The organism is Mycobacterium sherrisii, from assembly GCF_002102355.1.
In the GTDB taxonomy this organism is placed as follows: domain Bacteria; phylum Actinomycetota; class Actinomycetes; order Mycobacteriales; family Mycobacteriaceae; genus Mycobacterium; species Mycobacterium sherrisii.
Window position 1 is genome coordinate 213,972 of sequence record NZ_LQPT01000081.1, and the last position, 19,017, is coordinate 232,988.

The 19,017-nt window shown below is 67.1% G+C and carries 18 protein-coding genes and 2 pseudogenes; 8 read left to right on the forward strand and 12 right to left on the reverse strand.

The genetic code is table 11. The features are described from left to right. The first annotated feature begins 338 nt into the window (after positions 1–338). Positions 339–1,529 carry an alpha/beta fold hydrolase gene (locus AWC25_RS15695; RefSeq protein WP_085167053.1) on the forward strand — a complete coding sequence of 397 codons (1,191 nt, stop codon included), beginning with the start codon at positions 339–341 and terminating at the stop codon, positions 1,527–1,529. 237 nt (positions 1,530–1,766) lie between these two features. Next, on the forward strand, positions 1,767–2,201 hold the full coding sequence (locus tag AWC25_RS15700; RefSeq protein ID WP_085167054.1) for a hypothetical protein: 435 nt from the start codon (positions 1,767–1,769) through the stop codon (positions 2,199–2,201). A gap of 6 nt (positions 2,202–2,207) precedes the next feature. Here AWC25_RS15700 and AWC25_RS15705 read toward each other — a convergent pair whose 3' ends face one another. Next, positions 2,208–2,858, reverse strand: a complete 651-nt coding sequence (locus AWC25_RS15705; RefSeq protein WP_372513489.1) for a DUF1345 domain-containing protein — start codon at positions 2,856–2,858, stop codon at positions 2,208–2,210. A gap of 270 nt (positions 2,859–3,128) precedes the next feature. Between AWC25_RS15705 and AWC25_RS15710 the strand changes: the two genes are divergently transcribed. Further along, positions 3,129–3,428, forward strand: a complete 300-nt coding sequence (locus AWC25_RS15710) for a DUF732 domain-containing protein (protein WP_232326913.1) — start codon at positions 3,129–3,131, stop codon at positions 3,426–3,428. 28 nt (positions 3,429–3,456) lie between these two features. Here AWC25_RS15710 and AWC25_RS15715 read toward each other — a convergent pair whose 3' ends face one another. Beyond that, positions 3,457–3,993: an NUDIX domain-containing protein gene (locus tag AWC25_RS15715; protein ID WP_085167079.1), complete on the reverse strand. Its 537-nt coding sequence runs from the start codon at positions 3,991–3,993 to the stop codon at positions 3,457–3,459. A 59-nt stretch (positions 3,994–4,052) separates the two neighbouring features. On the opposite strand from AWC25_RS15715, the gene AWC25_RS15720 reads away from it, so the two are divergent. Together AWC25_RS15720 and AWC25_RS15725 are read left to right on the forward strand one after the other, a co-directional pair. Continuing rightward, positions 4,053–4,424, forward strand: coding sequence for a nuclear transport factor 2 family protein (locus tag AWC25_RS15720; RefSeq protein WP_085167055.1), 372 nt, complete (start codon positions 4,053–4,055; stop codon positions 4,422–4,424). A gap of 103 nt (positions 4,425–4,527) precedes the next feature. Beyond that, positions 4,528–6,263 (forward strand): annotated as a pseudogene (locus tag AWC25_RS15725) (NAD-binding protein). A 2-nt stretch (positions 6,264–6,265) separates the two neighbouring features. Here AWC25_RS15725 and AWC25_RS15730 read toward each other — a convergent pair. Beyond that, on the reverse strand, positions 6,266–7,144 hold the full coding sequence (locus tag AWC25_RS15730) for an LLM class flavin-dependent oxidoreductase (protein ID WP_085167056.1): 879 nt from the start codon (positions 7,142–7,144) through the stop codon (positions 6,266–6,268). Positions 7,145–7,212: 68 nt separating this feature from the next. On the opposite strand from AWC25_RS15730, the gene AWC25_RS15735 reads away from it, so the two are divergent. Then, positions 7,213–7,626 (forward strand): VOC family protein, encoded by a 414-nt coding sequence (locus tag AWC25_RS15735; RefSeq protein ID WP_069399279.1) that lies wholly within the window; start codon positions 7,213–7,215, stop codon positions 7,624–7,626. Positions 7,627–7,675: 49 nt separating this feature from the next. Continuing rightward, on the forward strand, positions 7,676–8,065 hold the full coding sequence (locus tag AWC25_RS15740; protein WP_069399278.1) for a VOC family protein: 390 nt from the start codon (positions 7,676–7,678) through the stop codon (positions 8,063–8,065). Here AWC25_RS15740 and AWC25_RS15745 read toward each other — a convergent pair. The 3 genes and pseudogenes from AWC25_RS15745 to cysD form a co-directional block, all read right to left on the reverse strand. Further along, on the reverse strand, positions 8,062–8,544 hold the full coding sequence (locus AWC25_RS15745) for an Rrf2 family transcriptional regulator (protein ID WP_085167057.1): 483 nt from the start codon (positions 8,542–8,544) through the stop codon (positions 8,062–8,064). The two genes, AWC25_RS15740 and AWC25_RS15745, sit on opposite strands and share 4 nt — an antisense overlap. Positions 8,545–8,598: 54 nt before the next feature. Beyond that, positions 8,599–10,452, reverse strand: coding sequence for an adenylyl-sulfate kinase (cysC, locus tag AWC25_RS15750; protein ID WP_085167058.1), 1,854 nt, complete (start codon positions 10,450–10,452; stop codon positions 8,599–8,601). Next, positions 10,452–11,433, reverse strand: a pseudogene (cysD, locus tag AWC25_RS15755) (sulfate adenylyltransferase subunit CysD). The gene cysC and the pseudogene cysD overlap by 1 nt, the downstream one beginning before the upstream one ends. A 130-nt stretch (positions 11,434–11,563) precedes the next feature. Here cysD and AWC25_RS15760 point away from each other — a divergent pair. Continuing rightward, entirely contained in the window at positions 11,564–11,989 is a 426-nt protein-coding gene (locus tag AWC25_RS15760; protein ID WP_069399274.1) for a PaaI family thioesterase, read from the forward strand. On the opposite strand, the gene AWC25_RS15765 is transcribed toward AWC25_RS15760, so the two are convergent. Genes AWC25_RS15765 through AWC25_RS15790 form a run of 6 tightly spaced genes read right to left on the reverse strand, consistent with a single transcriptional unit; the run spans position 11,986 to position 19,014 of the window. Then, the gene (locus AWC25_RS15765; RefSeq protein WP_085167059.1) at positions 11,986–13,464 is read right to left on the reverse strand and encodes a hydrogenase large subunit; all 1,479 of its coding nucleotides are present in this window, start codon (positions 13,462–13,464) and stop codon (positions 11,986–11,988) included. The two genes, AWC25_RS15760 and AWC25_RS15765, sit on opposite strands and share 4 nt — an antisense overlap. Next, complete coding sequence (locus AWC25_RS15770; RefSeq protein ID WP_085167060.1) at positions 13,461–14,930, reverse strand: proton-conducting transporter transmembrane domain-containing protein; 1,470 nt, start codon at positions 14,928–14,930, stop codon at positions 13,461–13,463. Before AWC25_RS15770 ends, AWC25_RS15765 begins: the two co-directional genes overlap by 4 nt. Further along, entirely contained in the window at positions 14,930–15,592 is a 663-nt protein-coding gene (locus AWC25_RS15775) for a hypothetical protein (protein ID WP_069399272.1), read from the reverse strand. Before AWC25_RS15775 ends, AWC25_RS15770 begins: the two co-directional genes overlap by 1 nt. A gap of 10 nt (positions 15,593–15,602) precedes the next feature. Further along, on the reverse strand, positions 15,603–16,553 hold the full coding sequence (locus tag AWC25_RS15780) for a respiratory chain complex I subunit 1 family protein (protein ID WP_069399322.1): 951 nt from the start codon (positions 16,551–16,553) through the stop codon (positions 15,603–15,605). A gap of 5 nt (positions 16,554–16,558) precedes the next feature. After that, positions 16,559–18,493 carry a proton-conducting transporter transmembrane domain-containing protein gene (locus AWC25_RS15785; RefSeq protein WP_069399271.1) on the reverse strand — a complete coding sequence of 645 codons (1,935 nt, stop codon included), beginning with the start codon at positions 18,491–18,493 and terminating at the stop codon, positions 16,559–16,561. A gap of 41 nt (positions 18,494–18,534) precedes the next feature. Then, complete coding sequence (locus tag AWC25_RS15790; RefSeq protein WP_069399270.1) at positions 18,535–19,014, reverse strand: NADH-quinone oxidoreductase subunit B family protein; 480 nt, start codon at positions 19,012–19,014, stop codon at positions 18,535–18,537. Positions 19,015–19,017 lie beyond the last annotated feature (3 nt).

Below are 19,017 nucleotides of genomic sequence, written 5' to 3' on the forward strand. Positions count from 1 at the left end.
TGGTTTTGCTGGTTCGTTGCCACTCGTTGCGTGGCAGCAGGCGCGACGTCCCCACACCAATCCACCGTCGGCTTTGCTATTGACCAACAAATTGTCCGGCCCCGGTTTCAAAGGTCGGGCGATATTAATCCGGCGACCCCACGGCGTCTAATACGCGATATTTATTGTCGCGCGCAAGCTGGTAGTCGTATGGTGTGAGCCATCGCACTGCCGAAATGCGGCCGGGCGTGGAACTCAGCGGGTTCCGCCCGGGCATGAGGCGGGCAACATCCGTACGCCTATTCTCCGTGCAGTCGCGCGGTGATTGCATTTCGGCCGAAAGAGGGAGCATCCGTTTCATGGGAATCGAATCCGGCGCGTTCCGTGCTGACCCACCTTCCGCGAAATGCAAGATTCGACGTAAATTACCCGCTTTATTCGCCGTCACCCTCTGCCTTTCCGCGCTGAGCTGTTCGAGTTCCCGGCAGGCCGGCGCCGCGCACTCGCAGCCGCCCGCGCCGTCCACGCAAGCCGCTCAACCCGCCGTCATCAATCCGCGCCCGGGCGATGCGACGTTCGCCAACTACACGTTCCGGGATGGTGAGATGCTGCCTGAACTGCGCATTCACTATCTGACGCTGGGTCAGCCACATAGGGACGCGCGCGGCGCGGTGGACAACGCCGTGCTGCTGCTGCACTGGACGGCGGCCAGCAGCCAGGCCCTGGTGACTCAGGAATACAAGGATTCCCTCTTTGCGCCGGGCGCCCCGTACGACATCACGCGCTTCTTCGTGATCATTCCCGACGCGATCGGCCACGGAAATTCCAGCAGACCCAGCGAAAAGCTCGCGGCGAAGTTCCCGCATTACACGTATTCCGATATGGTGGACTTGCAACACAAATTGGTCACCGAAACTCTCGGCATTACTCATCTGCGGGCAGTGTCGGGAATGTCGATGGGCTGCATGAATACCTGGCAATGGGCGGAAAATTATCCGGACATGATGGATGCGGCCATGCCGGTCGCATGCTTTCCGGCGCCCATCAGTGGACGCAACCTGTTCTGGCGACGAATTATCGTGGATAGCATCAAATCCGATCCGGCCTGGGCGGGTGGAAATTATCAGCAACAACCGCCGTCGTTGATCCCGGGCATGTTATTGGCGCGGACGCTGGTGGACGGGGTGCCCGACCTCCAGGACGAGGCCCCCACCATCGACAAGGCCGATGCGCTGGTGAAGACCACCAAACAGCAGTCGGCGACCCAGGACGCGAACGACTACCTCTACACCCTCGAAGCGTCGCGCGATTACAACGCCGAACCGGACCTGGGCAAAATCAAAGCGAAGGTCTTCGCGCTCAACTTCGCCGATGACGAGTACTACCGCGACAGCCTGCAGATCGCCGAACGTGACGTGCCGAAGGTCCAGAACGGACGCCTGACGGTCCGTCCGATCTCGGCCGGTTCGACCGGCCACTCGTCGATCGCCCACCCGGCGCTGTGGAAGGCGCAGGCCGCGGATTTCATCGGCTGGTTGAATCAGGCCTGACCGCAACCACGGCCCGCGACGGTGATCGACTCGCACCCGCCGAATCCCGTTGGCCCGTCCGCGTTAGCCGGGCGACCGGGCGCATGTCGATCTCATAGATGTCGTGGGCCCGACCGATCGATCAGTCTTTCAGTTTCGTGTGCGTTCGAGTGGGACCGAGCTCCTGACCGCAGTTAGCTGATAGTTTCCATACGTATTCCTCGCGAGGCCGGAAAACCATGGGAAGAAGGCTCAATCATGAGGATCAGCGCTGTCCTTGCCGGGTTCTCCGCGTTTGCTGCAATCGCCACTCTGCCCGCCCCGTCGGCCGCGGCCGAACCGTTGACAGCGGTCGAGGAACTGAAGATGAACGGCACTTACCGCTACGCGGACGAGGACGGTGATACCGGGACCTGGACCATCGACACGACCTGCAGGCAGGTGTGCGTCGCCCACGTGTGGACCGGGCCGGGCCAGGGATTCAACGCTCCGCTACTCGACGGTCGCTACATCGTGACGCGCACCATCCCGGAGGCCGCGATCTGCAGCAACGATCTCAGCCAGCACCCGGTGACAGTTCAACAGTCCTGGGATCCGTTGACGCTCAACGGGGTTGCGATTTTCTTGGACAGCTCGGCGCCATGTGGCCTCAACGAGGCGCACGACACCTTTACCCTCACCAAACTCAGCTAGGGCCGCTCACAGCTTGGAGCTCAGCCCGGCGATCAGATTGATGGTGACCGCGAGCACGACAGCGCCCAGTAGGTACGAAATCAGCGCGTGCCGCAACACCGTGCCGCGGATGGACGTCAGGTTGATCTCGGTGTCGGATACCTGGTACGTCATGCCGACCGTGAAGGCGACGTAGGCGAAGTCGCGGAATCGCGGCGGCTCCGGGTCATGAAAATCAATCCCGCCCGGGTCGTCGGAGTAGTACAGCCGCGCGTAATGCCCGGTGAACAAGGTGTGGACGGCGAACCAGGACGCGGCCACGGTCAAGATGCCGACGACGGCGGCCTGACCGGACTCCGCGCCGGCGCGCGACGTGGCGGCCACCACGTAGCCCACCCCGCCCAGGCTCGCGATGCTCGCCGAGAGGATGACGGCGTCGGCAACCCATCGGGTCGGGTCCTCTCGTGTCGCCCAGATGCGGGTCTGGTCGGCGTTCATGCCGAAGAAGATGACCTGCGTCCACACCACATACACCCCGGCGGCGGCAATCCATCCCGCCAGGGCGAAGCGCCACCCGGCGGCATTACCCACGACGATCGCGACGACGACTCCGAGCAGCACGGCAACTGTTATCCGGACAGCGACCGTATCGCGGACCAACTTCGCCAGGGACGCCACGATCCGACCTAACCATCCGCGCGCGGCACCACATAGCAATGCGTGCCGTCGCCGCGCGGCGGTGCCCGCTCGCCGAGTTTGCCGATCGGCACACAAGCCCGGCGCGCCCCGAGCTGGATACCCGATCAGCCCGGGAAGATCCTGCGCGGGTGGACGCCAGCTCACCACGAGGCGAATTTGCTCGATTTGCCAATTCGCCTCGCGTGTCGCGTTACCCGACCGCATACTGATGCCGTCGTCTGCCCACCCCCCTCAGACAAGGAGCCGACCGTGATATCTGCTCGCAAACTGTCTTTGCTCAGTGCCCCGGCCATGGTGGCCGCGGCCTTGACATTCGGCACCGGCATCGCCATCGCCGACGACGACGCCTACCTCGCCCAGATCCAGAAGATCGGTCTAACCGGCGACAAGGACGGCCTGATCCAGCTCGGGCACCTGATTTGCGCCGACCGCAGTGCCGGCGAAACCCCCGACCAGCTGGCCCAGGTCGTGCAGAGTAAGAACCCGGGCATCAGCCTGAGCGACGCCACCGGCGTGGTGAGCGCCGCCGAATCGAACTACTGCCCTTAGAATCCGATCGGGTTGCGTCCTCCGCGCTTCATAGCCCGTGCAGCAAGAACAGGCCGTAGGCCGCGACGGACTGCGAGTCGGCGATCACGCCGGTGCGGATCATCTCCTCGACATCCGCGCGGGAGAACCACGCGCTGCGCATGTCCTGCTCCTCGGGCTCGCGCTCCGGAGGGCCCTCGGTGATCCCGGTCGCCACGAAAACCCAGCCCCGCTGGCTGGTCATTCCGGGAGCAACATCGAGGAAACCGAGCGCCTCGAACGACGTTGCGGTAAGCCCGGTTTCCTCGCGCAACTCGCGCGCGGCAAGCTCGGCAGGCGCGGACTCGGCCAAGTCGGGCGCGGTGCCCTGTGGGAACTCCCACCGACGCGCACCGACGGGATAGCGGAACTGTTCGACCAGCCGGAACCGGCTGCCGTCGTACGGCACCACCAGCGCGTAGACCGGTTTGTCGACCACGGCGTAGATGCCGGGACTGCCGTCCGCTCGGCGGATGTCGTCCTCCCGGAAGATCAACCACGGATTCCGATAGAGCTCGCGCGACGCGACCCGTTCGATGAAAGCCACGTTGCTCAGTATCGCCAACCCCCGGGGACGGCCAGATCCACGAGGTAGCGTCCGAAGCCATGCCGTCCGCAGCAGCCATCACGCAGACCGTCAACAGCTATCTCCGACATCTCGCCGAGGGCGCCACCGATCAGATCGTGAGCCTCTACACCGCCGACGCCACCATCGAGGATCCGATCGGGGCGGACGTGTTGCGGGGGCACGACGCGATCCGCGCGTTCTACGCCGCCATCCAGGATGCCAAGAAGGACACCGAACTGGCCGAAATCCGGGTCGGCCGCGACGAGGCGGCGTTCCTGTGGCATCTCACCCTCGACGCCGGCGACAGCCGCACCCGCATCTCCCCCATCTCGGTGATGACGTTCGACGACGACGCCAAGGTTGCCTCGATGCGCGCCTTTTGGTCGCCATCCGACGTCCGCGTTCTGTAGCGCCACGCGGGCGTTCGGTAGCACAAATCGGCGTCGTGGTTGATAGTCATGGCATGGCTGACCGGCCCCGACCTCGGCTCCCACCACACGGGATGTGCTGAGCATGCGACCTCACATCATCGTCAGCGGTGACGACGCGCTGGCCACGACGATCGGCGAAGAGCTGGCCAACTCGGGCGCAACCGTCGTCAAGCTGACCGATGACACCGTCGCCGACACCAAGGACGATCTCGTCGAGGCCGGAATCACGCACGCGGCGGCGGTGATCTGCGCGGATAACGACGACGCGATGAATCTCGAAATCGCCTTGCTGGCAAGGAAAGCCAATCCGACTGTGCGAGTAGCGGCCCGGCTGAGCAACGATGTGCTGCGCGAGGCGGTAGCCGTGGACAACGGACCCGGGGCCGTTCTCGACGTCGCCGAGCTCGCCGCTCCGTCGGTGGTCGAGGCGTGCCTGGCCCACACCGCGCACCCGTTCGAAGCGGCGGGCATCGAGTTCCTGGTCTCGGTCTCCGAGGCGCCCTACGATGCAACGCTGCGCGAGATCTACGCCGATCTGGCGCCGGTCGCGGTGATTCACGGCAACAACTCGCCGGTGCCGGGGTTGGTCCAGACGTGCCCGGGCCGAGACCTGAAGGTGCATGCCGGTGACTGGACGGCAATGATCGGCACCGCCGAAGAGCTTGCGGCGCGCGGCATCCGGGCGCCACGGGCCAACCCGAGGCGCACCCGCCAGCGCCGGCTGCGGCGCGCCGTCGACGCCGCCCGCGCCCTGCGCAGCGACGTCAACCCGATGTTCCTGCGGGGGTGGTCGCGGTGCTGGCCGTCTTGATCGGCTCCACGGTGTTGTTGCGCTTTTGCTATCAGCCCCAGTCGAGGATGACCTGGGTGGATGCCCTGTACTTCAGCACCGAGACGATCGCGACGGTCGGTTACGGCGACTTCAGCTTCCTGTCCCAGCCGACCTGGCTGCGTCTGTTCAGCATCACGTTGATGTTCGGCGGTTTGATCACCACCGCCGTGCTCGTCGCGTTCATCGCCGATCTGCTGATCTCGCGCCGCTTCGCCTATACGGCGGGTCGCCGTCGGGCCCGGCACCTACGCGATCACATCGTGGTCGTCGGGCTGGGCTCGTTCGGCAGCCGGGTCACCGCCGACCTGACCGCCGCCGGATACGACGTCGTGGTGATCGAGTTCGACGAGAACAACCGCTACCTTCAGACCGCGGCCGAACTCGGGGTGCCGGTGATTTTCGGGGATGCGACGCTGCGTCAGACCCTCGCCGCGGCCCGGGTAGACACCGCCCGCGCGGTGGCGGTCCTGACCCACGACGACATGACCAACATCGAGACCGGGATCGTATTGCGCGAGATGCTGGGCCCGCGGGTGATGCCGAAGGTCATTCGGTCCGCCATGCCGATCGTGCTGCGCATCTACGACCACGCACTGGGCAGCGCCATAGCCCAACGGTTCGGATTTCACGCCGTGCGCTCGACCGTCGAGCTGGCCGCGCCCTGGTTCATCGGCGCCGCGATGGGCCTGCAGGTTCTGGGAACGTTCTCGGTCGGGCAGCGCTACTTCATGGTCGGCGGCATGCGTGTCGCCTCGGGTAGCGAGCTCGACGGCCTGCGGATGTTCGAACTGTCCACGCAGACCCGCGTCATTGCGATCACGCGCGACGACTCCCCGGTCCGGCTGCACCCGCGCCGCGATGCCCGACTGCGGGCGGGCGACACCGTCTACCTCGTCGGCCCGTACCGCGAGCTGATGACGACGCTGCGCAAGGGCCAGCCGCCGCGGCGGCCGGACGTCGCCGGCGAAGCGCGCCGCCCGGCGTAGCCCTACAGGCGGGCGGCGACGTCGGCGGCGCGCCGCACCTGATCGAGGTCAGAGTTGGTCGGGATCAGCTGGACTTCGTCGGTGCCGATCTGCTCGAACTTCCGCAGCACCGCCAGCAGCTCGTCCTCGCTGCCGGCCCAGCCGGTCATCGGGGCCATCGCGTCGACGAATTCGGCCGGAATCCAATTCATGTAGCGGCGCAGGTGGCGGTGCACCTGGGCGCGCGCCTCCTCGGGAGCACCGAACGCGAACCAAAACGACGTCGCCAGATGCGGTTTGGGCTTGCCCGCTTCCGCCCATGCCTGGCGCGCCACGTCATACAACTCGTTCTGCTTGTCGACATCGAGGTCCAGGGTGGTGCCGGCCAGCCCGTCGGCCCACGCGGCGGCGCTGCGGATGGTCTTGGGACCGATGCTGCCGACCAACAGTGGCGGACCGCCGGGCTGCACCGGCGGCGGGCCGACCGGCAACACCGACTCGGTGATCTTTTCCCCGGCCCACACCCGCTTCATCACGGCGACCCGCTCGGCCATGTCGCGCATGGTCTGGGTCGCCGGGTCGGCGCCCACCGCGAGGTAGTCCTCCTGCCGGCCACCGACGCCGACGCCGACGGTCAACCGTCCGCCACACAACAAGTCGCCGGTCGCCAGACCCTTCGCCAACAGCACCGGATCGTGCAGCTGCGGGACGATCACCGTCGTCACCAACCGCACCCGGGTGGTCCAGCCGGCCAGCGCACCGAGCAGCGTGAGACTGTCGGGATTGCCGAACGCGATGCGCTCCCCCCACGCCAGCGCCGAAAAGGGTCCCTCGTCGACGGTGCGTGCCCACGTCTCGAGAAGCTGGGCGTCCAGGTCCGGCTCCATCACCGGCATCGTCATTGCTATCTGCACGCTCGCGATTCTGGCACGCCCGCAAGACGCGCTCGTTGAAGTGGGAGCATGGTCCGGTGGCCTTAACGAGTACGTCCATCGCACATGTCCGCCTCACCGTCACCGACATCGAACGATCCCGCCGGTTCTACGAGAGCGTGTTCGATTGGCCGGTGCTGCTGGAGGTTCCCGAGACCGCGGACGAGGCGACCCGCGAGCAGTTGAGCTTCCTGTACGGCGGTGTCATCTACGACCTGGGTGGCACGCTGCTCGGACTGCGCCCCGTCGCCACCGACCGCTTCCACGAGGATCGCGCCGGGCTTGACCACATCGCGTTCCGGTTGGCCAGCAGGGACGAATTAGACGCTGCTGCAGCGCATTTGGATGACATCGGCGTCCCACACGAACCCGTCAAAGACATTGGACCGTCGTACATTCTGGAGTTCCGCGACCCGGACAACATCGCGCTGGAGTTGACCGCGCCCAAGTAGCGCCGGCTCATTGTCGCGCGACCGCGGCGGTGGTTGACTGGGAAGGACTATGAGCATCAGTTTCAATCACACCATCGTGGCGGCCCGCGACAAGCGCGAATCCGCGGAGTTCCTCACCGAGCTTTTCGGCTTGCCCGGCCCGAAGCCGTTCGGCCACTTCATGGTTGTGCAACTCGACAACGGCGTGAGCCTGGACTTCGCGGACGCGCCCGAGGGTGACGACATCCGGCGCCAGCACTACGCGTTTCTGGTCTCCGAGCCCGAGTTCGACGCGATCTACGGCAAGATCCGCTCACGCGGCCTAGCGCACTGGGCCGATCCGCGGCAAAGTCGGCCGGGCGAGGTCAACCACAACGACGGTGGGCGCGGGGTGTATTTCCTGGACCCCGCCGGGCACGCCCTGGAAATCCTGACTAGGCCCTACGGCTCGGCGGGTTAATCGACCCGCGGCGCGCCGTGCCGGACGCTCTCCTGCCCCCGATAGTCGTCGGCGAGTTTCGCCACGTGCTTGGGCAGGGATCCCGACGCCACGTCGGCCAGGGTCGTCTCTTCCAGTACCGAGCGCATGCTGGCGCGCAGTGCCCGCCAGACGTCGGCCAGGGGCGCCGTGGGCCCCGAGTACGGCAGGTCGCCGAGTCCGATGTCGCGAACGCTGGCCAGCGGTCCGTCGATGCAGCGCAGCACGTCGGCAATGCTGATTTCGCTGCCCGGGCGGGCCAGCTCGTAGCCGCCGTCGCGGCCGCGGTGGCTGCGCACCAGGCGGTCGGTGCGCAGGTTGGTCAGAATGTCGACGAGGAACTGTGCGGGTATGCCCTGCGCCTGAGCCAGGTCGTCGGTCTTGACCAGCGTGCCCTTGTCCGCGGTGGCGAGCTGGATCATCGCCCGCACCGCATACTCGGCTTTCGCTGACATCCGCACCCTGAGGATTGTGCCACCCGGCCCGGATCGGGGCTGATGCTCGGGTGCGCGCGGCTAGTCCCGCAACCCAAGCAGATCGATGACGCTTTGCGCCAGTTCCTCGAGCGGGCGGTCCGGGACGAGTCGCAGATCGGGGTTTTTCGGACGCTGGTAGGGGCTGTCGACACCGGTGAAATGCGTGATTTCACCGGCGCGAGCTTTGGCGTACAAACCCTTGGGATCACGCGCCTCGCACTCGGCCAGGGGGGTATCGCAGAAGACTTCGAAAAACTCAAATCCGGCGTCGGCGTGGACTTTACGAGCCATCTCGCGGTGGTCGGCCAGCGGGCTGATGGCGGGCACCAGCACGGTCTGACCGGAATCCGCCAGCAAGGTCGCGACATGGGCCAGCCGGCGCAGGTTCTCGGCCCGGTCGGCCATGGAAAAGCCGAGGTCCGCGTTCAAGCCGTGCCGCAGGTTGTCGCCGTCGAGAACGTAAGCGGGAACCCCCTTTTCGAGCAACTTCTGTTCGACCAGCATGGCCACCGACGACTTGCCAGCTCCCGACAGTCCGGTCAGCCACACCGTCCGTCCGCGAGACGCCCGGTCTTTGGCGGTGACCAGCGACTGGTGCCGCACGGTGTTCGGGCTCGCCTTCTGTGCCGTCACATCGCGCAACACCATGCCGGCCGCGACGGTGCCGTTGGTGTGCGGGTCGATCAGGATGAACGAGCCGGTGCTGGCATTACGGGTGTACTCGTCGAGCAGCAACGGCACCTGGGTGCGCAGCGAGATGCGGCCAAGTTCGTTGAGCTTCAACGCCGTAGCGGTCTTGTCCCGGTGCAGGGTGTTGACGTCGAGCCGGTAATCCAGCGCGGTGACCCGGGCGCGGGTGGTTCGGGTGGTGTGTTTGATGACGTAGTCGCGCCCCGGCTCCAACGACGCCGCGTCGGCCATCCAACACACCGTCGCGTCGAATTCTTGGGTGACCCGGGGCTGGTTGTTGGTGCGGGCGATCATGTCGCCGCGGGAGATGTCGATGTCGTCGGCCAGGCTGATCGAGACGGCCATCGGTGGAAATGCCTCATCCACAGGGCCATTCGGGCCCTCGATCGCGGTGATCCTGCTGGTCTTGCCGACCGGCAGCACCACCACCTCGTCGCCCGGACGCATCACGCCGCTGGCCACCGTTCCGGCGTAGCTGCGGTGGTCGTGATGTTGGTGAGTCTGCGGCCGGATGACGTACTGCACCGGGAAGCGCACATCGACGAGGTTGCGGTCACCGGCGATGTACACCTCTTCGAGATGCGACAGCAAAGCCGGGCCTTCGTACCAGGGTGCCCGCCCCGATTTGGTCACCACGTTGTCGCCGTGCAGTGCGGAAAGCGGGATGGTCGCCACGTCCTGCACGTCCAAACGTGCTGCGAAGGCGTGGAATTCGTCCTTGATCGCCTCGAATTTCGCCCGATCCCAGTCGATCAAATCCATCTTGTTGACGGCCAGCACGATGTGCTGGATGCCCAGCAACGAGGCCAAGAACGCGTGCCGACGGGACTGCTCGAGCAGGCCCTGCCGGGCGTCGACGAGCACGATCACCAGTTGCGCGGTCGAGGCCCCCGTCACCATGTTCCGGGTGTACTGAATGTGCCCCGGGGTGTCGGCGATGATGAACTTCCGCCTGGGCGTGGCGAAGTAGCGGTAGGCCACGTCGATGGTGATGCCCTGCTCACGCTCGGCGCGCAGGCCGTCGGTGACCAGTGCCAGGTCGGTGTAGTCGTGGCCGCGTTCTTTGGACGTCTTCTCCACCGCGGCCCACTGGTCTTCCATCACGGCCTTGGAGTCGTAGAGCAGCCGGCCGATCAGTGTGGACTTGCCGTCGTCGACCGAGCCGGCGGTCGCGATGCGTAGCAGTGTCGTCGGTGCAGCCATCAGAAGTAACCCTGCCGTTTCCGGTCTTCCATGCCAGCTTCGGAGATGCGGTCGTCGGCCCGGGTGGCGCCGCGTTCGGTCAGCCGGGACACCGCGGTTTCGGCGATCACCTCCGAGACCGTGGCGGCCTTGGATTCGACACACCCGGTGCAGGTGACGTCGCCGACCGTGCGGAACCGCACCGTCTTTTCCAGCACCCGCTCGTCCGCCCGCGGCTGCATGTGCCGATGCACGGCCAGCAGCATCCCGTCGCGCTCGAACACCTTGCGCCGGTGGGCGTAGTAGATCGACGGCAACTTGATCTTCTCGGCGCCGATGTAGGACCAGATGTCGAATTCGGTCCAGTTCGACAGCGGGAAGACGCGGATGTGCTCACCCTTGTGGTGGCGGCCGTTGTAGAGGTTCCATAGCTCGGGCCGCTGGGCCTTGGGGTCCCACTGCCCGAACTCGTCGCGGAAGCTGAACACTCGCTCCTTGGCGCGTGCCTTCTCCTCGTCGCGGCGCGCGCCACCGAACGCGGCGTCGAACTTGTTCTCCCGAATGGCGCGCAGCAGCGTCACCGTCTGGATCGGGTTGCGCGACGGGATGGTTTCGACGACCCGGCCCGCATCGATGTCTTCCTGCACCGATGCCACCACCAGGCGCACCCCGAATTCCTCGACGAGTTCGTCGCGGGTCGCGATCACCTCGTCGAAGTTGTGACCGGTGTCGACGTGCATGACCGGAAATGGCAGCCGTCCGGGACGGAACGCCTTGAGCGCCAGATAGAGCATCACGATGGAGTCCTTGCCACCGGAAAACAGCAGCACCGGCCGCTCGAACTCCGCGGCGACCTCCCGAATGATGTGGATGGCCTCGGCCTCCAGCGAGCGCAGATGGCTCAACTCGTATTGGCCGGCCGAAGGACCCGCCGCTACCCCACTAGTCATGGCATCCTTTTATCCGGATAAACTTGGTAGAACTGACCATGTTTACGGTCATTGGCGTTTATAGAACCAGCCCGTCGCGGCGGTGTCAATGGGCAACCAGCGGCGGCCACGCACCGGACAAATCGCACCCGTGGCCGCGTGGGCGCTTCCCCAGCCGAGCATCGGTGCGCGAGCATGGGCGGATGGCCACCTCCTCGGCGCCCGCGAGCGGGCGTGACGTCATCGCGCAATTTCTCCCACAATCGCCGTTCGTCGCCAAGTTGGGCATCATCGCCGATCAGCTCGGCGACGACGAAGTCCGGCTCCGGCTGCCGTGGGATCCGTCCAACGTCACCGTCGGCGACATGGTGCACGGCGGTGCCATCGCCACGCTTGCCGACCTCACCGTCATGGCCGCCGCCTGGTGCGGCAGAGAAGCACCACCGGAATTCCGCGGCGTCACGGTGTCGATGGCGCTGGACTTCCTGGCCCCGGCTCGGGCCACCGATGCGATCGGGGTGGGCCGGGTGCTTCGACGGGGCCGCTCACTGACCAACTGTGAGGCCGAGATCGTCGACCCGGAGGGCAGGCTGATCGCCAAGGCCCTGGCGACCTACAAGGTCGGCTAGAGGTCGTTACCCGCGTACGACTGGTTGAAGCTTTTGTTGGCCAACGGGAAGTCGGGAACGATGGTGTCGGCCATGGCCACCGGCAGCGCCGGCCAGTTGAACCAGGATGGGTCGACAATCTTGGCACGGGTGATGTGAGTGGTTGCGTCTGTTTCGACGCGGTGCACGATGGTGCCGCGCCATCCTTCGACAATGCCGACGCCGCTGCTGGGTGCGGCGCCTTGTTGGTCCGCGCTCGGCTGGTATGCGATTGGGCCGCTCTGTGCTTCGACAAGGTGCTGCAGCAGCAGGGCGGATGCGGCGAATTCGTCGCGGCGCACGGTGTAGCGGGCCAGGACGTCACCGGCGGTGGCGACGACTTCGGTGATGGGCAGCTCGACGGTCGGGTGCTCGACCCGGGCGTCGGTGCGCAGGCCGCTGGCGCGGGCGACATACCCCAGACAGCCCAGCGCGGCGGCGTCTTCGGTGGGCAGCACGGCGGTGCCGGCGAACCGGTCGTAGGCGATGCCGTTGCCCAGCGTCAACGACGCCACCTCGGCCACGTCGACCGCGAGCCGTTGAATTTCCCCGGTGTCGGGAAGGCCTTGCAGCACAACGCCGCCCGGACGGATGGCGCCGCGTAGCAACCGGTGGCCGGTGACGGTGGCGTTGAGCCGCAGCAACCGTTCGCGGATGCGTTGGGCGTGTGCGTTGGCGATCCCATAGCCGATGTCGTTGGCCAGAGCACCGAGATCGGCAACGTGGTTGTAGAGCCGCTCGAGCTCGACGAGCATGGCGCGCAGCCGGTGCGCCTCGTCGGGCAGCTCGATACCCAGCGCGTCCTCGACGGCGAGGCTGTGGGCCAGGGCATGCGCGGCCGACGTATCGCCGCTGATCCGTTCGGCGAGATCGACCGCCCGCAGGGCGGAGCAGCCCTGGAACAGCTTCTCGATGCCGCGGTGGACGAACCACAACCGGGCCTTGAGCCGCACCACGGTCTCGCCCGCCACGGAAAACCGGAAATGGCCGGGTTCGATGAGGCCGGCGTGCACGGGGCCGACCGGGATCTCGTAGACACCGGGTCCTTCGACGTTGACGAACGGGAACGCGCCGGCGGTAGCGAAATCGGGTGCCGGCCCGGCGTCGGCGCGCATGGGATGCCAGTCGGGCCAGTGCGCGTGGCGGACCAGGCGACGCGGCTTGGGGTGACCGACGGGGCGGATCCCGTACAGGTCCGCCATCTCGCGCTCGAACCGGCTCGCCGGAAACGATACCGAGGCCAACGACCGGATGCTTGGATTATCAATCGGCACAATGCACTCCAGCTCGACGCGACGGTCGGGCCGGCCGGACAGAAAGAGATAGACCACGCGCAGACTGTCCATGTCGTCGTGCGCGGCGACCAGCGCCAGTCGAAACGAATCGTCCAGCAGTTGTTCGGCCATCCCCATGAGATCGTGCTGGGAAACCCTGTGCCGCAACCAGTTCCGGTTCACCGGGCGGCTCCGACGGTATCGGCGGCGACGGTGAACAGGTGGGTGAGCGGGCCGGCCGTCACGCCGAGGCCGGTACTGACGGCGATGCCGAGGATCAGCACCGTTGCCGCCGTCACCGGCACCGCAAGCGTGGGCGCACCCGCGGCGGGCGTGCCGAGCAGGACTCGCCCCGAGTTGCGGGCCAGCGCGGCGAAGGCGATCGCGATCAGCAGCATCGCCACGCCCAGCACCCAGGCCAGCCGGGCACCGGCCAGCGACCGCGCAATCGCCAGCTCGCTGGCGAACATCGCGAACGGCGGCAAGCCCAGCAGCACGATCAGTCCAGTGCCGAACGACAGGCCGACCAGCCGCGACCGGCGCATGACGCCGGTGATATCGGCGATCGCGGTGGAGTCGTGCGCGGCCTGCAACTGGCCGCCCGCCAGGAACAACACGGTCTTGGCGACCCCGTGGGCGAGCACATGCAGCAGCAGCGCGGAGATCGCCAACGTGGTCCCGGCGGCGGCAGCGATTGCGATCAGCCCCATGTTTTCCATCGACGAGTACGCCAGCATCCGCTTGATGTCGGCGGTGACGGTCAGCATCAGGGCAGCGACCAGCAGCGTGGCCAGCCCGACCACCAGCAGGCCGCCGCGCAGGAAGGCGGGTCCGGTGGCAGCGTCGATGATCGTCCGCAACCGGATGAGCACCGAGAACGCGACCGACAGCAGCACCCCGCTCATCAGTGCGGACACCGGCGCGGGGGCTTGGCTGTGCGCGTCGGCCAGCCAGGTGTGGAACGGGAAGAGCCCGGCCTTGGCGCCGTAGCCGATCAGCAACAGTCCCCCGGCCAGCCGCGCGACCGCGGGATTCAGGCCGCGGGCATGCGCGGCAAGGACGTCAAGGTTCAACGCGTGCGCGGCGGGCGCCCCCGCGTAGCGGGCGGCGAAGTAGAGCAGCACGGTGCCCAGGAATGCGACGGAGATACCGACCGAGCAGATCACGACGTACTTCCAGGTGGCTTCCAACGCGGTGCGGGTGCGGCGATGCCCCACCAGGAAGGCGGTGATCACGGTGGTGGCCTCGATCGCCACCCACACCACGCCAATGTTGTTGGCGCACACCGCCAGAACCATTGCCGCGAGGAACGCCGGCGTCAGGACCCCATACAGCCGGGCACCAGGTTGATCGACGTGGCCGCGGGCGAGCTCGTGGTCGATGTAGGAAATGCTGGCAAAGGTGGCCAAGGTGCCGACGGTCCCGATGACGATCAGCATCGTCACCGTCAGCGCGTCGACACGCAGCAGCCCGCCGAGGCTGAACCGGGCACCGGACCCGACGCCGAACCCCAGCGCCGCGCCGCACCCGAGCACGGTGACCGCGGACAGCACGGTCAGCGCCGCAGTCGCGTGGCGCCAGCCGCCGGCCAGGGCGGCGAGCGACGCGACGAGGGGCGCCAGGATGGCGGTGAGCAGCAACGCGGTCATCAGTCGCGCAGCTCCTGCAGCTTGTCCAGGTCTGCATCGCCGAAAGTGTGACGCAGCCGCCCGGTCAGCACGCCGATCACGATGACGGCGAAGAGCACATCGAGTGAGGCTCCGAGTTCGACAATCAACGGCACCCCCGCCGTGAGTAGGAACGCGGTCGCGGCAATCCCGTTGTCCAGCATCAAAAATCCGACCGCCTGCGAGACGGCATGCAGCCGCGTGGTCAACACGAAAAGCGCAATCAGCACCACCGCGAACGCGGCGGGCACGGCATTGGTGCTGGGACCCGGTTGCAGGTCCACCAACGGCGCGGTGATCGCGAACGCGGCGACGGTCAAGCCGCCGGTGAGCAGCAGCGAGCTCGTGGTGTTGATCAGCGGCGTGGCCTCGCGGCGCGCGGCGACTTCGGCACCGACCACGCGGCCGAGCAGCCACGGCAACACCCCCGCCCGCAGCACCAGCACGGCGACGGCCACTCCGATGAGTGCGAGATCGTGGTCGTGGATGCCGCGCAGCGCCGGGATGGCGGTCAGTGCCAGGCCCTGCCAGGCCAGCAGATGCACGATGGCGGACAGGTCGCGGCGCCAGACGATCAGAACAGCGGCCAGCACCAGCCCGCCCGCGGCAAAGTCGACCAGGGTGGAAAAGTTGGTGTCGGTCATCGCTGGGGCCTCACGTGCGGACGGTGAAGAAGTTGGCGGCGGTGACGGCGAGCAATGCCAGCAGGAATGAACCCGCCAACAGCTCGGGCACCCGGAACAGGCGAAGCTTGGCGACGAAGACCTCGAATGTCGCGAGCAGCGCGGCCAACACCGCCACCTTGATTACTATCGCCGCCACGCCCGTGACCACCTGCAGCGCCGTCGGCGTGGCGCCGGCAATCCCCCACGGCAGGAACAGGTTTGCCAATAACGCCAGCAACACCGTCAGCCGCATCCCGGACGCCCATTCGACCAGCGCCAACCGAGGACCGGCGTACTCGAGAACCATCGCCTCGTGCACCATGGTCAGTTCCAGATGCGTTGCCGGGTTGTCGACCGGCAGCCGTCCCGTCTCGGCGACGATGACGATCACCAGCGCGACGAAGGCGAGCACCGCGGTCAAGGACAGGACGTGATCGGGGTGGGTGACCGTACTTGTCACCAGGGCACCCAGATTGGACGATCCGGCCGGAATGGACAGCGCGAACACCGCCAGCAGAATCGTCGGCTCGACCAGCGCGGCGATGGTGATTTCGCGGCTTGCGCCCATACCACCGAACGAGGTCCCCGTGTCGATGCCGGCCAGGGTAAGCGCGACGGTGCCCAGGAAAAGCAGGCCGACCACGGCGAACAGGTCGGCGCTGAAATCCAGGGGCGACCCGGTCGCGACAATCGGCGCGATCGCCGCGATCAGCAGGGCGGTGCCGGCGACGACCGCGGGCGCGGCGGCGAACACGATTGTCGTACCGATTGGCCTGACGTGTTGCTTACCAAGCTGTTTGATCAGATCGCGGCACGGCTGCAGCAATCCGCCGCCCGCGCGGCCCTCCCAGTGGGCGCGCACTTGACGCGTCACACCGACCACCAGCGGCGCGCCGGCCATCACCACGCCGAGCTGAGCCGCCCCGGCGACGTAGGACATCGCGTTCACTTGGCCGCCACCAACACGATCAGCACGCCCAGCGCACCGTAGGCCAAGTACAGGTGCACGCTTCCGGTGTGGGCCCGCCGCATCAGGCCGGCCACGGCGCCGACGGCGGCGACCACCGGGGTGTACAAACGCTGTTCGATCGCGTCGGTGATCGCGGTCCGGTAGGCGATCCTGTCGACCATGTACCGTGACTCGGCCGTCGGGGTGACTTCGATATCGGTGTCGGGGCGCAGCACGTCGGCGAAAACTCGCTGCAACGGCTCGGCGAAGGACGTGGCCGTGTATTGCATGCGCTCGGTGAGATCGTCTGCGCCACAAGCCCATAACGGCCGCACGACCGGTGCCGGTCGGCGCCGCGAACGCAGCCGGGCCAACCCGGACGCCAACAGCGCGGCGCCGACCACGCCCGCGACGATCACGCCGGGCGCGATCGAGCCGGGCAGGCCGGGTAGTCGCACCACGGTGCCGAAGTCGGTGAACCCGACGGCCTTTCCGAACGGCAAGGTTGCGACGGTCGTCCGCACCACCGGAGCGAGGACGCCCGGCGCCACCGCGAGTATCAGGCAGGCGCCCGCCGCGGCCGCCATGCCGGCACGCATGCTGATCGGCGCCTCGGCCGCGGCGGCGGCCTGGCTGGAGCGGGGGCGGGCCAAGAATCCGATTCCGAATGCTTTTGCCATGGCGGCGACGCTCAAGCCGGTGGCGAGTGCGACCACGCCGACCGCCAATGGTGTCGTCAAAGCCACCATCGGGTCGTGTGCGGGCGGGGCGTGAACCAGGGACTGCACCAGTAGCCACTCGCCGACGAAGCCGGCGCCGAGCGGCAGCCCGCACGCACCCAGCGCAGCCACCCCGAAGCACACGGTCGTGCTCGGCATCCGGCGGACCAGTCCGCCAAGCAGGTCGAGGTCTCGCAGGTGTGTCGCGGCCAGCACCGATCCGGCCGCGAGGAATCCCAGGCTCTTGAACGCCGCGTGCGCCATCAGATGCACCACCGCGGCGGCCGCGGCGATGGTCGCCGGACCGTAGTCACCGCTGTCCGCGAAAAGCGTTGCGGCACCAAGTGCCAACGTCACCAGGCCCATGTTCTCCGTCGTCGAATACGCCAGCAGCCGTTTGATGTCGGTGGCCACCGAGGCCTGCAGCACCCCGTAGAGCGCGGAGATCCCGCCGACGGCCATCAGCGCTAGCCCCCACCAGCGCGGGCCCGGTCCGAGCAAGCGCAGGTCGAAGCGCACGATGCCGTAGATCCCCAGGTTGACCATCGCCGCACTCATCAGTGCCGACACCGGGCTGGGCGCTTCGGGATGGGCCCGTGGCAGCCAGGCATGCAGCGGCACCAAGCCCGCCTTGGACCCGAAGCCGACGAACGTCAGCACGAACACGGCGGCGCGGACCCCGCCGGATGCCCCGGTGAGTTGGGTGAGCCGGTCGGATCCGCCGGACGCCGCGAGCACGATCAGCCCGACCAGAATGGCGACGAACCCGAGCTGAGTCATCACCGCGTAGGACAGACCAGCCGAACGGACCTGTGCGCGGGTGTATTCGGACAGCACCAGGATCAGCGACGTGATCGCCATCAACTCCCACGCCACCAGAAAGGTCGGTACCGATCCCGCGGCCGGCACCAGCTCCATCGCGGCGACGAACACCGGCAGCACCGCGAGCGTGACCCCGCCCAGCTGCTCACGTCTGGCGTACCCGATCAGGTAGCAGCCCACCGGTACGGCGACCGCGCCCGTCAGCGCGAGAAAGAAACCGCCCAGTGGGTCGAGTTCGATCCGCACCCCGGACAGCGGCAGCAGCCAGTCGAGTTGTACCGGGCGTAGCAAGCCGAACATGGCCTGCAGGCCCAGCCACAGCCCGACCAGGCCCACCGCCGACGTCGCCAGCCCGCCGGCGGGCGCACCGAAACCCAGGCGTGGCAACATGTTTGGCGTCGAGGCGGGAACGACGGTCGGTGTGGTAATCGTCACTTCCCGGTCACCGATCGCAGGGCCGCCACGATTTCGGCGGGGGTGGGCGGGCAGCCCGCAATCTCGACGTCGACGGGCACCACCTCGCCCACCGAACCGGCGACGGCGTACGCATCCTTGAACACCCCTCGGTTCAAGGCGCAATCGCCGCACGCGATCACCACCCGTGGGTGTGGCGTCGCCGCAAGGGTGTTGCGCAGCGGCTCGGCCATGTTGCGCGTGACCACCCCGGTCACCAGCAGCGCATCGGCGTGGCGGGGCGAGGCCACCAGCCGGGCCCCGAATCGTTCCGCGTCGTACACCGGGCCGAACGCGCCCGAAACCTCCACCTCACACCCATTGCACGACCCCGCGTCCACGTGCCGGATCTGCAATGAACCTTTCACTCCCGCAGGCGGTTCGGTTGCCGATGGCGGTGCCGCCGGCGCGGGTTCCACGATCCGGCCGACACGACGGATTTTGGCGAGCCAACCCATGGC

Excerpts from the sequence above, each read along its gene's own strand:
- AWC25_RS15695 (WP_085167053.1), top strand. The coding sequence starts at position 339 with ATGGGAATCGAATCCGGCGCGTTCCGTGCTGACCCACCTTCCGCGAAA.
- AWC25_RS15700 (WP_085167054.1), top strand. The coding sequence starts at position 1,767 with ATGAGGATCAGCGCTGTCCTTGCCGGGTTCTCCGCGTTTGCTGCAATC.
- AWC25_RS15720 (WP_085167055.1), top strand. The coding sequence starts at position 4,053 with ATGCCGTCCGCAGCAGCCATCACGCAGACCGTCAACAGCTATCTCCGA.
- AWC25_RS15730 (WP_085167056.1), bottom strand. The coding sequence starts at position 7,144 with ATGACGATGCCGGTGATGGAGCCGGACCTGGACGCCCAGCTTCTCGAG.
- AWC25_RS15740 (WP_069399278.1), top strand. The coding sequence starts at position 7,676 with ATGAGCATCAGTTTCAATCACACCATCGTGGCGGCCCGCGACAAGCGC.
- cysC (WP_085167058.1), bottom strand. The coding sequence starts at position 10,452 with ATGGCTGCACCGACGACACTGCTACGCATCGCGACCGCCGGCTCGGTC.
- AWC25_RS15760 (WP_069399274.1), top strand. The coding sequence starts at position 11,564 with ATGGCCACCTCCTCGGCGCCCGCGAGCGGGCGTGACGTCATCGCGCAA.
- AWC25_RS15770 (WP_085167060.1), bottom strand. The coding sequence starts at position 14,930 with ATGACCGCGTTGCTGCTCACCGCCATCCTGGCGCCCCTCGTCGCGTCG.
- AWC25_RS15775 (WP_069399272.1), bottom strand. The coding sequence starts at position 15,592 with ATGACCGACACCAACTTTTCCACCCTGGTCGACTTTGCCGCGGGCGGG.
- AWC25_RS15780 (WP_069399322.1), bottom strand. The coding sequence starts at position 16,553 with ATGTCCTACGTCGCCGGGGCGGCTCAGCTCGGCGTGGTGATGGCCGGC.
- AWC25_RS15785 (WP_069399271.1), bottom strand. The coding sequence starts at position 18,493 with ATGTTGCCACGCCTGGGTTTCGGTGCGCCCGCCGGCGGGCTGGCGACG.
- AWC25_RS15790 (WP_069399270.1), bottom strand. The coding sequence starts at position 19,014 with ATGGGTTGGCTCGCCAAAATCCGTCGTGTCGGCCGGATCGTGGAACCC.